9 protein-coding genes are annotated in these 14,066 nt (G+C 45.3%); 4 read left to right on the top strand and 5 right to left on the bottom strand.

Translation table 11 applies throughout. The features are described 5' to 3' along the window. Positions 1-679 precede the first annotated feature (679 nt). The 4 genes from HQ39_RS03200 to HQ39_RS03185 are packed head-to-tail and all read left to right on the top strand — an operon-like array spanning position 680 to position 6,703. Positions 680-3,133: a TonB-dependent receptor gene (locus tag HQ39_RS03200; protein WP_036863678.1), complete on the top strand. Its 2,454-nt coding sequence runs from the start codon at positions 680-682 to the stop codon at positions 3,131-3,133. Between the two features lie 42 nt (positions 3,134-3,175). After that, positions 3,176-4,327 (top strand): DNA/RNA non-specific endonuclease, encoded by a 1,152-nt coding sequence (locus tag HQ39_RS09155; RefSeq protein WP_052079395.1) that lies wholly within the window; start codon positions 3,176-3,178, stop codon positions 4,325-4,327. Positions 4,328-4,343: 16 nt separating this feature from the next. Beyond that, positions 4,344-5,840, top strand: a complete 1,497-nt coding sequence (locus HQ39_RS03190) for a lipopolysaccharide biosynthesis protein (RefSeq protein ID WP_036863866.1) — start codon at positions 4,344-4,346, stop codon at positions 5,838-5,840. Then, positions 5,837-6,703 carry a hypothetical protein gene (locus tag HQ39_RS03185; RefSeq protein ID WP_036863674.1) on the top strand — a complete coding sequence of 289 codons (867 nt, stop codon included), beginning with the start codon at positions 5,837-5,839 and terminating at the stop codon, positions 6,701-6,703. Before HQ39_RS03190 ends, HQ39_RS03185 begins: the two co-directional genes overlap by 4 nt. 21 nt (positions 6,704-6,724) lie before the next feature. Here HQ39_RS03185 and HQ39_RS03180 read toward each other — a convergent pair whose 3' ends face one another. The 5 genes from HQ39_RS03180 to HQ39_RS03155 all read right to left on the bottom strand — a co-directional run bounded on the left by HQ39_RS03180 (position 6,725) and on the right by HQ39_RS03155 (position 13,955). After that, positions 6,725-7,399 (bottom strand): response regulator transcription factor, encoded by a 675-nt coding sequence (locus HQ39_RS03180; RefSeq protein ID WP_036788902.1) that lies wholly within the window; start codon positions 7,397-7,399, stop codon positions 6,725-6,727. Between the two features lie 430 nt (positions 7,400-7,829). Then, complete coding sequence (locus HQ39_RS03170) at positions 7,830-8,168, bottom strand: DUF2149 domain-containing protein (protein WP_036846200.1); 339 nt, start codon at positions 8,166-8,168, stop codon at positions 7,830-7,832. Then, positions 8,165-8,758 carry a MotA/TolQ/ExbB proton channel family protein gene (locus HQ39_RS03165; protein WP_036788908.1) on the bottom strand — a complete coding sequence of 198 codons (594 nt, stop codon included), beginning with the start codon at positions 8,756-8,758 and terminating at the stop codon, positions 8,165-8,167. The genes HQ39_RS03170 and HQ39_RS03165 overlap by 4 nt, the downstream gene beginning before the upstream one ends. Before the next feature lie 28 nt (positions 8,759-8,786). Next, positions 8,787-9,497 carry a hypothetical protein gene (locus HQ39_RS03160; protein ID WP_036863667.1) on the bottom strand — a complete coding sequence of 237 codons (711 nt, stop codon included), beginning with the start codon at positions 9,495-9,497 and terminating at the stop codon, positions 8,787-8,789. A gap of 15 nt (positions 9,498-9,512) precedes the next feature. Then, a complete protein-coding gene (locus HQ39_RS03155; protein WP_036863664.1) occupies positions 9,513-13,955 on the bottom strand; it encodes a cobaltochelatase subunit CobN in 4,443 nt (1,480 codons plus the stop codon). Positions 13,956-14,066: the final 111 nt, after the last annotated feature.

Here is a 14,066-nt window from a genome sequence, read left to right as displayed (position 1 = left end):
CCTCTATTTTTAGGGTACAAGACGGGAACTTTTATATAAAAACAGATGCCTGAAAATTCCCTCGGAAAGGTCGTCCCAAAATCCGATTTTTGAACTCAAGAGAGAAGATGAATTTGTAAATATCATGTTTTCAGTCTGATATGAAAAATCTCAAATTCGGAAAAATTTTTTCTTCAGTCCGTTTGATGGGGCTTTTTCGCGTTAATAGGTGTGAATTTTAATACTCCTGCTTGTAAATAAATTTTAATGTGATTTTGTGCCAAAAAACAGCAAAAAAGGGGGAAGAAAGCCTCAAAACACTAATTACCAACACTATAGCTAAAAATTCTAAACACGTTAATTGAATCCGGTAAACGTATTAAATGAAATCGGTAAATACGTTTACCGGTTTCGTTAAATACTTTAAGCCGACAAAATATATTGCTTTATCATTTTGAGTAAATAGGTATCGGAAATTGTGTTAATAAAACGGGGCGGATTTAACAGTTCGGTCGTGCTCTGAAAACACCTTCTCCGATCAAAATAGAGAGCGAGAAAAAAGTGAGCATTTTTCGGTATGGAATATATAAAAACGGCTCTCTCATTCCAATCGGATACCGCATGATTTTGTCTTGCATATCTATGCCAAAATAGCGTTCTTTGTATCATGATAAAGGTCTGATGACCTCCGAATCTTAAGATGAACAGATATACAAAACATATTATTGCTTTTTTCGCTCTGTTTTCTTGCCTGCAACCGCTGGAGGCACAAGAGGTTGAAAACAGAGAAGAGACACCGAAAGAGAGAAGCGTATTTGGCTTCAATAGTCCGCTTTCCATGATGGAGATTCCATCTCTACTCTCTGCTTCTTCCGACTCTTTTGTTCTTGGATCTTCGCGTATCATGAGGGCTTTCTCTTTTCAGCCCAGACAGTATGGCGATGCAAACCATTCTCTCCTGTTCAATGGAGTAGTGATAAATGATACTCAAGACGGTATGCAACCATGGTATCTATGGACCGGGCTGAATGATGCTACAGGAAACGAGCGGACGGCATGGGGATTATCTCCTGCCCATGATACTATGGGTGGCATAGGTGGAAGCAAACACGTTACCGCGAAAGCATTCTCTTTGAAAAAATCGAGACACATCGGATACTCTTTTAGTAATGAGCTGTACAATCATCGTATTATCGGACACTATTCCACCGGAAAGCTTAAAAATGGATGGTCATTGGCTCTTACGGCAAGTGTAAGAGCCGGTAAGGAAGGCTATGTTGCAGGTACTCACTATCTCGGAGAGAGTTTTTTGCTTGCTCTTTCCAAGCAGCTGAATCCACGGCATACTCTTTCGCTTACTGCTTTTGCCGCTCCTGTGGAGCGAGGTCTTACCTCCGAAACTTCGGGTATGGCTTATGATGCTTTTGGCAGTCACTATTACAATAGAGGTGTGGGTAGGGATGGAGGTAAGCTCCGAAATGCTCATGTGCTTAAAAGATTCGAGCCGGTGGCAACGCTTACTCACGATTGGAAAATCTCTCCAATGTCTACCCTATCTACAACTCTTTGGTATCGAGATGGGGGGAGTTCCGTTTCGGAGTTGAAGTGGAGAGGAGACAATCCTTACCCCGACTACTATCGTCTGTTCCCTCCATTTACTTCTACGGCACCGGGGCAGCACGATATGTTCATAAATTTTGACAAGATGCGGCATCGCAATCTTAATCCTTCAGGTGATACTCCGACCGATGATAACGGAAATCCCGTTGCTGTCGGAAACAGATCGGAGTACATTGTAGCCGGGAAAAACAGGAGACAAAGAGAACTTGTCTTCACCTCTCTTCTGAATACGTCTCTGTCCAATACCGTGAGATTGGATGGTGGTATTTCAGTCTCAGGCAATAGCAGCAGATATTATAACCGGGTGCTGGATCTGTTGAGTGGTGATTACTGGTACGATGTGGATAGCCATCTGACCGGGAAAGATGCTTTTAGCGATTTGGATAACCCCTACAATGTTGTCCGAAAAGGAGATAAGTTCGGTTACTTCTACGCCACACGTCATGTGAAAAGCTCTCTTTGGGGACAGCTTCGCCACTCTTCCCGAAGATGGGAGAGCTTCATAGGAGCAGAGATAGGTGGTGATTACCTTATTAGAGAAGGCTTTATGAAAAATGGAGCGCACGCTTCGGAAAGTAAGGGCAAGTCGGCTGCCATCAATTACTTTACCTATAAGGTGAAAGGGGGAGCGCAGTACAAGATCAATGGAAGACACTATCTCTCCGCACATCTCTATACTTCTCGTAATGCGCCTTATGCGGATATAGCTTTTCTTCTTCCCGAAAATAGCAACCGACTTACTCCCGGACTGAATGCCGAAAAGAGTTTCTCCGGAGAGTTATCTTATCTTCTCCGGAACGCATTTGTAAAGGCACGACTGACAGGGTATATGACTCGTATTTGGGATAAACGCGATAGAATCTCTTTCTATAATGATACCCGAAACACCATGGATCACTATCTCTTATCGGGTGTGGCAGAGCAGTACATCGGGGTAGAAGCAGGAGTGGAACTCAAGATCTCTCCTACAGTGAGGGCTATCTTGGTTGGAGCCGTTTCGGATAACAGCCATATCGGCAGTGCAATGCTCTCGCATTATTCCAATAACTCGAACCAAGGGACAGACGGTGAGGTCGTGAAGTGGAATGGGACGAAGATAGCCGGAGCACCGATGGAGATGGCATCGGTAACTCTCTCTTATAACTCTCCTTACCAATGGTATGCGGAAGTTACTGCGAACTATGCCGGAAGGGCTTATGTCAAGATCAATCCAACCCTTCATACGGAGAGACTGCAAAAGGCATCAGGATTTCGATCCGAATATACTCGTCAAGAAGAGTTGGGACGACACTTCACACTCGATGCCAGAGTAGGAGGATCTTGGAAAGTGGCAAAGCGATACACACTCTCTCTTAATGTGAGTGCATCCAACGTGCTCAATAATACAGATATTAAGGTACAGGGATGGGATCAGATGCAGAACAGATGGAACAAACCGAAAGGAGGAGATGCCTCTCTTCTGACACCGGTAGAAAAACGCTATATGTATATGTATGGCATGACCTATTTTCTCAATGCCTCTTGGCGTTGGTAGTAACAGATAGTTTGGATTATTATAAAAAGACAGTCGAATGCTATGAAAAAGACATCAATAACTCTCGTATTGGTTTTCTCTCTGCTCTCTCTTCTTGCGGGATGTAAAGGGCAGCAGATCAATCAGGAAAAGCCCAAAGAAGATAAGGCGTATATAGAAAACGTAACGGAACAACCGCTTTCCGAGCAGGGGGCACAGCTCATCCTGCGGATCGAGAGTAGCAAAAAGTGGAAAATTGAGTGGCAGAAAGGAACAGGAGCATGGGTGGAAACCGACCAGAATCTTGAGGGACAAGGAGACAAGGCGATCACTCTTTTTGTACAGCCTAATCCCTCTTTTGAGGAGCGTACAGGCGAATTGACTGTATTTTTCCCCACTACTACCATTACGGTAACATTCCGTCAGAAGCCATCACCGCTCCCCGATAATCCTATCACTCCACCCGATAAGAGGATGGAGATACCTCTGCTTTCCAATGATAAGAACCATAAGTTTATAGACTACAAAGTCTCTTTGGGAGGCACAACAATAGTGAACTACTCCCAAGAGTACGACCTTAAAGAGAAGCATAACAGATGGGTGGCTTTCAGATTCGATGCCATAACCTCTCAAAAGAAAGTAGGCAGAACAGATGCGTGGAGCTGCGATCCGAATCTGCCCGATAATGTATGTATCGGTGGAACATTCCCTTCCGGAACAGACAGGGGACACCTTGTGGCATCGAGCGATAGGAGCTTCTCGAGAGAAGCCAATATGCAGACGTTCTACTACTCCAACATCAGTCCGCAGAAGAGTTCCTTTAATCAAGGTATCTGGCAAAAGCTTGAGGAAAGGGTTTTGCAGTGGGGACGGGATAGAAACTCTTGCGATACGCTCTATGTTGTAAAGGGTGGAACAATATATAATGGAGATATCTTGGGACACATAAGCCCTAAGAACAACAGTGCTCTCTCCGTTCCTATTCCGAAGTACTACTTCATGGCTCTTTTGAAGGTTAAGGATGGGAAGCACTACTCCATAGGTTTTATAATAGAACATAAGGATATTCCGACTTCCAATAAACTCGGTCTCTATACCATAACGATAAAAGAGTTGGAACAGCGTACCGGATACAACTTCTTCCATGTCTTGCCTGATGAGAAAGAGAAGGATGTAGAGAGCAAGATAGATATTGCTTTCTGGCAAGGTATATAGGCAGATTTCCTTTCTGATGGGAGTCATACTCAAACAGAGCTTAAGAGGTACGGTCGTAACTTATCTGGGAGCTTTTATAGGCTTTCTTACGACCTTCTTCATCACGGTAACCTATCTCACGGCAGAAGAGATAGGTCTTACCCGTGTACTGTTTGAGGCAGCACTGCTGTTGAGCACATTTGCGATACTCGGAGTACACACGTCTTCCATAAGATACTATCCCTATTTTAAGCGAGAAGACGGGCAGGAAAGGGGTTTCTTGTCTCTTATGTTGCTCTTTCCGCTACTGGGGGTGGTACTCTTCGGGCTCCTTTACATTTTACTGGAAGTTCCCATATCTTCATATTTTTCCAAGAACTCCTCTCTATTCGTGCAGTACTATTATATGGTACTGCCGTTGATGCTTTTTCTGCTGTATCAGAATCTGTTGGAGGTTTATTCGTCCATCAAACAGAAGATTGTAGTACCTCGCTTTCATAAAGAGGTAACCCAACGCTTGTTGTTGATAGGTGTTTATGTCGGGTATGCCACATTCAATTTAACTCTTGACGCTTTCATCTGGATTTTCGTAGGAAGCTACGGATTGGTGGCACTATTGCAGTTCGGATATGTTTCAAGACTATCGCCTTATGCCTTAAAGGAGAGGATCGAGTTTCCCAAAGAGCAGAAGAGAGATTTTCTAAACTACACGCTTTTGGTGGTATTGTCTGCACTGGGAGGAAGCATCGTCAGCCGCTTGGACATATTTATGGTATCCGCAAAGATGGGACTAAACTATGCCGGGATATATACGATAGCTTTCTTCATCGTGGCTATAATAGAGATTCCCTCTCGTTCGCTTCTTGCCATAACTGCTCCGATAGCTTCGGAGGCATTGAAGAATAAGGACACCCTTAAGCTGCAAGCTCTCTACAAAAAGGTTGCGTTGTATCAGCTTTTTGTGGGAGGATTTATATTTCTGCTTATTTGGGTGAACATAGACTTTATCTTTACTGTAATACCCAACTCGCAAATATATTCCCAAGGCAAGTGGGTTGTCTTTTATCTCGGTTTGTCGAAGCTTGTGGAGATAACATTTAACTTCGGCAACTCCGTCATCAGATACTCTCGCTACTACTACTATACCATACTTATCACATTCCTGCTCACGATACTTACCATCCTGACAAATAACTACTTTATCCCTCTTTTAGGGATGACGGGAGCATCCATAGCCACGCTCATCACCTGTTTTATCAGCTACACGATATCTCAGTTTATTATAAAGATAAAGCTCGGCGTATCTCCTTTCAGTGGCAGATTTGCTCTCCTGTTTGTCATAATAGGCGTTCTGCTCGTGTCGCATTCGTTATGGCAGATGGAGGTGATCGGAGGGAATATCTGGTTTGATGCCATCATCAAAAGCTTTATTTTTGTTGCCGTACCCGTTGCAATGGTGCTTCGACTGAAAATACTGCCGGAGCTGTCTCAGTACATATCGAATCTCTATAAAAACTTTAGGAAAAGAGTATGACACAAGAAACCGAAGAACAAGGAGTTGTTACCCTGATACCGTTTGGGAACATTGCGAACAGACTTTTGGCAGTAAGCTCTGCCATTTCCTACTTTTCCAGCATAGAGAAGCCGGTGGAGATTGTTTGGTTTAAGACACCGGAGCTGTGTTCGGAGTTTGAACGTCTGTTTCATCCCGATATCAGCTTTGATGAGAAATATGTATCCGTGAGGAATGCTACGATCAAAGACCACATCTTCAGAGACATCCCCAATGGTCGCAACTTTTTTCTTTCCAAGCTTCACGCGTTATGGGCGTACGATCACTGCATCAACTCCGACCACTATGCGTCAAACGAGGAGCTGAGAAAAGAGATTGTTACGACCCTTTCTTCCGGAAAAAATATCGACATCTGGCTGGCACTGAACAGAGCATTCTACATAACGCCCCGAATGTTCGACAATCTCATGCCTTCGGTTGAGGTAGTCAGTGCGGTGCGTTCGATCTGTTCGGGGTGGACGGAGAACGTCATAGGCGTTCACATCCTGAGAGGAGACGAGCAGTACTCGTGGCGGCAAGATCCCATAGACCTTTATATAAGACGTATGCAGAAGCTGATAGAGACAGATCCGTCCGTGAAGTTTTTCCTGTCGGCGGACAATTATGAGGATCGGGACAGGATCGCGACAATCTTCGGGTCGAGAGTCTTCACGCCCAAGCTGCAGAAAGACCCGGATACGGTAGAGGGAGTGATACAAGCCATGGCGGAGATTTTGGCTCTGTCCAAGACCAAGTATATACTTGGGGGAAAAGACAATCCCTACTGCACTGCCGCTACGCTTATAGGGGAGAAGCCTTTGGAGCAGATCTCCATTTACTTGTAGGCAGACCTCCTTTCATGTCGGCTACTCCATGACCATTTTGTAACCGATGCCGTAGACGGACTTTATCTTTATGTTTGCGTTCGAATCTTGCAGCTTCTTTCGCAAGTTTTTTATCTGTGTGTAGATAAAGTCGAAGTTGTCCACCTGATCTATATTATCCCCCCAGACAGCTTCTGCGAGAAGCTCTTTTCGTACGAGGCGATCCACTCTGTTGGCAAAGTAGAGCAGGATGTCGTACTCTTTTCTGTTGAGTTCAAGCCGGTTATCGGACACGGTTACGGAGAATTTATCCGGGAAAATCTCCACGTTCCCAAGGGAGATGGAGAGATCTCCGCTCTGATTTCTGCGGATGACGCTGCGGAGTCTGGCAGACAATTCTATCAGATGAAAAGGTTTGGAAAGGTAGTCATCGGCTCCGAGCTCCAGCCCCTTGACTTTATCTTCGACGGCATCCCGTGCGGAGATTATGATGATACGTTCCTGTCTTTTTGCCTGTTTCATCTCCTCCAGCAGGGTAAGCCCGCTACCGTCCGGCAGCATAAGGTCGAGGAGTACCCCGTCATAAGAGTAGAGACCTATCTTCTCCCTTGCTTCAGAGAGTGTTTTTGCTATTTCCACGATGTATCTTTCTTTCGTGAGAGTCTCTGCGATAAGTTCTTGAAGTTGGGGTTCATCTTCCACGATAAGTATTTTCATTGTATCTCTATGTGGCTTAGTTGTTGTGTTTTTAGGTAAAGCGGTTAAATATCCGAGCCGAAATTTAGGGAATTTCTTTGAGAACAGCGAATTTGAGAGACGAAATAGCATCCGAACAACTCCGCCGGAAGATGCCAAAAGCAGATGCCCTGCCGTTCCGTTTCGGGGAAGCCGATTTCGGGCGGATGCACCAAAGTTTTTCCCCCTTTCCGCAGAGCGTAGAATCCTTATACATACGGAAAAATATTTCTGCATATACGGAAAAATATTTCTGCATATACGGAAAAATATTTCTGCATATACGGAATTCCGTCTCCATCTTTGTCGGAGGCGGAGGTGCAAAAAAAGTCTTGGCCGCCACTTATGATTTTTCATAAATGACAGCCAAGACTCGGACCGGATATGTCGGTGGAGGAGTGGTGCGGATTTGCTACTCCGGCACGTAGATCACTTCTCCGTTTTCGAGCTCGTAAGCCACTCCCACGCGGCGTCCTTTGGAGCCGGAAGCATCGGTCTGCTCGTTGGATGGGGTGTATCGCTCTATTTTGTTGCCTTTCTTGGTGATGATCTCCATGTCTTCTTTGCCGGGATTCTTCACTACGGTAAACTCCTCTTGGGTGAAGACTTCGGTCATGTTCATGTGCATCACCATCGCCACCATGAGTGCCACGGCAAAGACCATCGCAACGTCGAAGAGATTGACTACGACGCTTAGCGGATCGGAATCGTCCTCTTTATCAAACAGAGGTATGCGTCTTCTGCTTTTCATCGGTTGTCTGTGAGTATTCTGGAGATGTATTCAAGCTGATTGACCTCTTTGGCGTACCAGCGGCTCTTGATCTGCTGGGTGAGGAGACCCACGATGCTGATGACCAACCCCACGACGGTGGTGGCAAAGACTACCTGCATGTTGTATGCCATGCCCGATACGTCGCCGGTGGAAAGCCCTACGAGCGCCGGGCTCATGGCGATGAGCGTCCCGATGAGTCCGAGTATGGGACCCATCTTTGCGAGGATCTTCGAGATGGCAAGGTCTTTCTGTGCTTCGTTCTCGAAACCGGAGATGAGGAAGTCCGAGTAGGCTTCGTTTGCCGGATGGGTGAGCAGGTCGCGGAGATACTGCACGAAAAGCGAGTTGTCCTTGCGCGGAAGGCTCTCCTTGATCTCTTCGATGGTCTCTCTTGTGGCAGCCTTTATCTTTTGGTTCAGTGCCTTGTCGTTTGCCCTCTTGATCATGAACTGGTTGTAGAAGCTGCCCAACAGAAGCAGGGAGCGTCCGAAAAGAATGAGAAGCATGATGATGTCCGGGATGAGCAGACTGTTGGCTACGAAAAAAAGTAGTTTTGAGATTGTTTCCATTATGAGTTGTGATGATATGATGCGGATGTTAAGAGTGTTGCTCTCGTTTGCGGCGAGCGCGGTCTTTGATGATCCATTTCCATTTGTGCACCCCTATGCCTAGAATGATCACCGCCACAATCACCATCAGTGCGTACACGATAGTGACGGAGGAGCCTGTGATCACTTCCGGCGCGGCATACACCACTTGCGAACTTCCTGTGGTGATGAGCCCCAGCACACAGACGAAAAGCGCGGACAGAAGCTGCACCTCAAGACGGATGCTCTTCTCCGGCAAGAACGCCCTGAGCAGGTAGCTGAACAGGGACAGACCCACGACCACCGCAGCCATCATGCCGTAAGTGATACCGTCGAAGGAGACGCCCGGAAAGGCGTAAAACGTCTGCGCCAAAAGGTAGTAGAGGGCAGGGAAGAGCATCAGGGTAGGGTACCAGTAGAGGAGCTTTACCCAGACTTTCTTGTTGTCATGGTATTTCTGATGAAACGCCGTGAAAACAAAGGCGAGACAGAGTGCGGACTCTATCGTGATGAGGACGGAAATGTCCGCAAGTATCGCGCTGTTCTGCATGAGTGCCTGAAACTCTACCTTGGAGCTCTGAGTGGCATACGGCGAGGCGATGAGCAGAAATAGCCCGTAAACGAGCGTAAACAACACCACTTGCCAAAGCTTCCAAAAGGAAAGCTTGACAAGTGTGTTGATGAATATGAATAGTATGAGGATCTGAATGAGAATGTCCATCTCTTTCTCCTGCTGTTAAGCTGTTTTTGTTCTTCTTTTCCGAAGCACAAAGATAAGGATAATGAATAGAACGACTACAGCCGCAGCGATGATGATGCCGGTCTTCATGCTGCTGTCGTTGTCAGACTCCATCACTTCCGAGCTCTCTTTCTGCAAGCGGATGCCGTCTTTCGCTTCCACTTTGGTATCGGAAGAAGACTGCAGCATGGTGTTCAAGCTCTTCCTGTAGGCTGCGGCATCTTGCTCCGGAAGCTTTTGTGAAATGAAGTCTTGGAGCTTCTTGTTGCCGGCAGAGAAGCCGAAGCCGGAAGAACCAAACTCTGTTACCATCTCTTTGTGAACCTCCACGAGAGTCTTGATCTGCTCTTCGCTTGCCGCCCACATACCTTTGCGGTGTGTCTCAAGCATAATGGCTGATATCTCTTGCAGGGCTGCAGGATTGGAGGTGCGGAAAAACTCTCTTGTTCCCAAGTTTTGAGTATCGGCTATATACATATTATATAGTTCGTCCCAGAGCTCTTTGTCTATCACGTTGGGCTTTGCAACGTTCCAGCCGAATGTGTTTGTGAAGATTTCGACAAGTCCCCCGGCAGCAGAAGAGCCGCTTTTCATGATCTCTTTGACGTAAACCGGATTGAGCACAGTGGTTCTGGCTTCCACTCCGATGGCCTCTTTAAGATCCTGCATTCGGGTACGGTTACGATTTCTGTAATCGGCAAAGAATGCGTCAGGATCTTTACCCGTAACGTTACGGATGGCAAGGTTCATACCTCCCATGAATTCATACACGTGGTCAAGGCTCAATGCTCCCCATGTGTTGCTTTGACGAGGTTGTACGATGACGTCCGTGTTGTGCAGAACACTGCGAAGAAGTCCGGCTTGGAATGCTCCCCACTCCTTGCTGTCGCTGTATATTGCTCCCATGTTGTTGATATAGACATCGGCAATCTCTTTCTCGGACTCCCACTTGTCGCTGCTTGTAATCATACCTTGTATATTGGTTCCATACATGCCATTGATTCCACCGAACACTCTCTTTGTGGAAAGTTCACGAGCGGCTTTGGGAGAAAGACCATTTTCAACCAGCTGTCTCTCTATTTCCACTGTGGAGCTCTTTACCTGGTTTTCATATTCGCCTTCATCTTCTGCATTTGCTGCCATTTCCACAGCTCTGCTGAGTAGCATCAGACGAGAAGCAGCCAGATCGCGGAACTGCCCGGATGTTTGAACAACAATGTCTATACGAGGACGTCCGAGATCTTTTGCAGGGATAAGACGAAGATCCGAAACTCTTCCAAATGTATCCCTTATAGGTTCCACCCCAAGCATATAAAGAGCTTGACCAATGGTTGTACCTTCGCTTTCTATAAACTCACTGCTCCAGAAAGTGTAACTGACTTTTCTTGGATATTCTCCGTGTTGCTTTTTGTATTGTTCCAGCGTAGAGCTCACCAAAGCAACGGCACGATCCCATGCAACTTCCGAAGGTGTATTCTCTGCATTGATAGAGTAGAGGTTGCGTCCGGTAGGAACAGCGTTAGGGTTCGCCACAGCATCCCCACCGGAAGATGGAGCAATATAGCCTCCGTTGAAAGCATTGATGATACCGCTTAGTTCTGCTTCGGGACTCTCCAATAGGGCACTTCTATATCGTTGAATATTGGTTATTGTGCGCTCTATTTCAAGTATTGCACGAGCACGATCTCTTGCCTCTTTTGTAGGAGCTTCTGCTTTCATTCCCATAGCTGAGTGCGGATGCTCTGCCGGTTTCTCAGCATTTGCTGCATGAGGATGTCCTCCTTTTGCCATTTTTGAGTGCCGATGTTCTGCCGGTTTTTCAGCATTTGCTGCGTGAGGATGCTCTCCCTTTGCCATTTTTGCATGTGGATGCTCTGCCGGTTTCTCAGCATTTGCTGCGTGAGGATGCTCACCTTTTGCCATTTTTGAGTGTGGATGCTCTGCCGGTTTCTCAGCATTTGCTGCATGAGGATGTCCTCCTTTTGCCATTTTTGAGTGAGCATGCTCTCCTGAAGTACTGCTCTTAGGTCTGCCCATACTGCCGGAAGAGTTTCCCCCTCCTCCCATCATCATAGGTCTTGCGGGCTTCAATATCTGTTTTGATTGTTCAATTTCAGCAACATTTATCTTTGCTACGGATGCAACAAGTGTATTATCCACCATCTTGCCCGCTAAGATTTGACGAACAAGAGTTTTAGCCGGTTCCAAGTAGCGCTGTGTGAACAATGGTCTATTATTGAGTTCTTTTTCTGTTACTCTTCCACTCATTCTATCAAGGTTTGCAACACTGTAAGCGATAGGATCGGCACTCATTGCAAGCACTGTCGATGAGATCTTTTCAGACTCATAAGGAACCCCCGTGGTATAGAGCATACCATTCATTTTTTCATTGGCAATTTCTTCGGCGAAGTTGTCTATCCGTTCTATCTCTTCTTCTGTATAAGGCTTTGTTGCTATACTATCAAGGCGAAGATCTCTGTGAATTCCCATTTCCATGGCAATCTTCTTTACTGCAATAGAAGCCTGTTCCTGCTTTTCAGGATCTGCTTTGTAGTAGTCTCTGATCCTGTTTTGCAACTTAGAAAAGAGTCCGCGCGTCTGGCTCTCCATGAAAGCTGGAGTTAAATAAGATATTGTAGTAGCGTAAGATCTTCTCTTTGCCATCATGCTTTCTCCAATATTTCCTATCGTATAATAGTAGTAGTGTGGCACAGAGCCCACAAGTCTATCCGGCCAGTCTTGGTGACTCAAAGCAACTTGTTTTTGAGGAGTAAATTCCAAACTTCCATGAGTTCCGAAGTGCATCATCAAATCCGCTTTAAACTCATGCTGTGTCCATAGATAGGAAGCTATATAGGTATGAGGAGGAGCCATTTTTGCTCCGTGAACTATTGCAAACTCATCATCTCCTAAACCTGCCATGGGTTGAGGTAGAAGAGCTATATTCCCAAACTCTATTCTGGATACGGCAATGTGTGGGACACCATCTTTCATTGTACTCATGTATGAACCGGGAGCTTCTCCATAAGTGGAGATAACATCGGCATATCTCTCCGGAGTAAGACTTTTTGCCACCCAATTTTCGTAGTCTGCCTTGCTTACAAGAGCAGGGTTTCCTTCTTTCATGAAAGTATCAAAAGCTCCCTCCGCATAAGTACTTAGTATTGCTCCCTGCTTCATGATGATCTTTTCAAACTCTTTTACGCTTTTCGGGAGGTTTTCTACGTTATAGCCTTCTGCTTTCATCCTTTTAAGGAGATTATAGATAGCCGGAATAGTTTCAAGCCCTTGAGCTGCAAGAGAGGCTTGTCCCGGACCTTTGAAGAAGTAGATGGCAACCTTTTTATCCGCATTGTTCTTTTGTTTAAGAGAGATAACATTGGATACGATTTCGGTAAAAGTCTTTAGACGTTCGGGCATGGCTTTGAATAGGTAGAGACCGCTTGGATCTTTTTCCTGAGCGATAAGAGAATAGGGGTAGATAGCACCATCCAGTTCCGGCATTACGAGGCTTTGCCCCATAAATCCTCCAAACATTCCCATTGGATCAGCCTCCCATTTCTCTCTCAGCTGCATTATTGAGAGAGGCGCAAAAACCGGAATATTGCGTTTTTTCAACCAGTCTACCGTTACCTCTCCATTACCCATCATTATACGTCCGTGGGGGAAATATATTACGGCATCCGGTTGAATAGAGTCAAGATAAGCTACTCGCTTGTCCATATCGCAAGCAATGGGATAAACCATATATCCTGCATTTTCAAAAGAAGAAATAATGCTGTTAAGGTGCTCTCTATTTCCACTGAACGGATCATGAATACCGGGTAGAATTGCTATTCTTCCTGCTTTTTCATTGAACTTGTTTTGTGATTTGAGATAGCTTTCATAGGTTTCCTTACTTGCAAAGAACTTATCATCTACGGAAGTAAAGAAAACGTTAGACTGATTCTCTACCACAGGTTGAGGCTCTTTTACAAATAGCACTTTTTTGTCTATCTCCTTCCGGATGTAGCGAGCCATATTTTGGTAGTTTAGCTTATTTCCGCTTCCGAGATACCCTGATATGGCTTTAATATGAATGCTATCGAGATTGCAAATATCATTTTGAGGATTTGTGACTGATGACATATATATAGGTGTACCCTTATCAGCCAATTTTTGTATGGTTGCTCTTTCTGCTTCTGAAATCTTAAGACCCATAGCAAAGCCGAGTACGAAGTCAAACTTACTGAGACGATCAACTTCTTCTGCATCAACGGCTTCAAACTTGATCATAGGATCTTGATTGGACAAAGCTATTCCCGCAACCTGAAATTGAGGGAAGTTATACAGAGCTATTTTTGTTGGAGCAGCAAGTTTGAACCAAGCTACTCCTAAAGAGACCACAACTAAGAGGCATATAAGAGCCCAAAGTCCCCATTTTTTAGAGCTACGCTTCATAATAATTTAGAATGTTGAATTAAAGTTTTTGAACGAGCAAAGGTATCTTTTCTCCATATCAATCTCAATACCTATATATAGTGATTTGTTGAATAAATATACCTCCTGATT

This window comes from Porphyromonas sp. COT-108 OH2963 (assembly GCF_000768895.1).
In the GTDB taxonomy this organism is placed as follows: domain Bacteria; phylum Bacteroidota; class Bacteroidia; order Bacteroidales; family Porphyromonadaceae; genus Porphyromonas_A; species Porphyromonas_A canoris.
The sequence above is the reverse complement of the archived record's forward strand: the minus strand, read 5'-3'. Positions and strand labels throughout refer to the sequence as shown.

What these genes read in the sequence shown, in the direction of transcription:
- HQ39_RS03200 (WP_036863678.1), top strand. Translation starts at nt 680, where the DNA reads ATGAACAGATATACAAAACATATTATTGCTTTTTTCGCTCTGTTTTCT.
- HQ39_RS09155 (WP_052079395.1), top strand. Translation starts at nt 3,176, where the DNA reads ATGAAAAAGACATCAATAACTCTCGTATTGGTTTTCTCTCTGCTCTCT.
- HQ39_RS03190 (WP_036863866.1), top strand. Translation starts at nt 4,344, where the DNA reads ATGGGAGTCATACTCAAACAGAGCTTAAGAGGTACGGTCGTAACTTAT.
- HQ39_RS03185 (WP_036863674.1), top strand. Translation starts at nt 5,837, where the DNA reads ATGACACAAGAAACCGAAGAACAAGGAGTTGTTACCCTGATACCGTTT.
- HQ39_RS03180 (WP_036788902.1), bottom strand. Translation starts at nt 7,399, where the DNA reads ATGAAAATACTTATCGTGGAAGATGAACCCCAACTTCAAGAACTTATC.
- HQ39_RS03170 (WP_036846200.1), bottom strand. Translation starts at nt 8,168, where the DNA reads ATGAAAAGCAGAAGACGCATACCTCTGTTTGATAAAGAGGACGATTCC.
- HQ39_RS03165 (WP_036788908.1), bottom strand. Translation starts at nt 8,758, where the DNA reads ATGGAAACAATCTCAAAACTACTTTTTTTCGTAGCCAACAGTCTGCTC.
- HQ39_RS03160 (WP_036863667.1), bottom strand. Translation starts at nt 9,497, where the DNA reads ATGGACATTCTCATTCAGATCCTCATACTATTCATATTCATCAACACA.
- HQ39_RS03155 (WP_036863664.1), bottom strand. Translation starts at nt 13,955, where the DNA reads ATGAAGCGTAGCTCTAAAAAATGGGGACTTTGGGCTCTTATATGCCTC.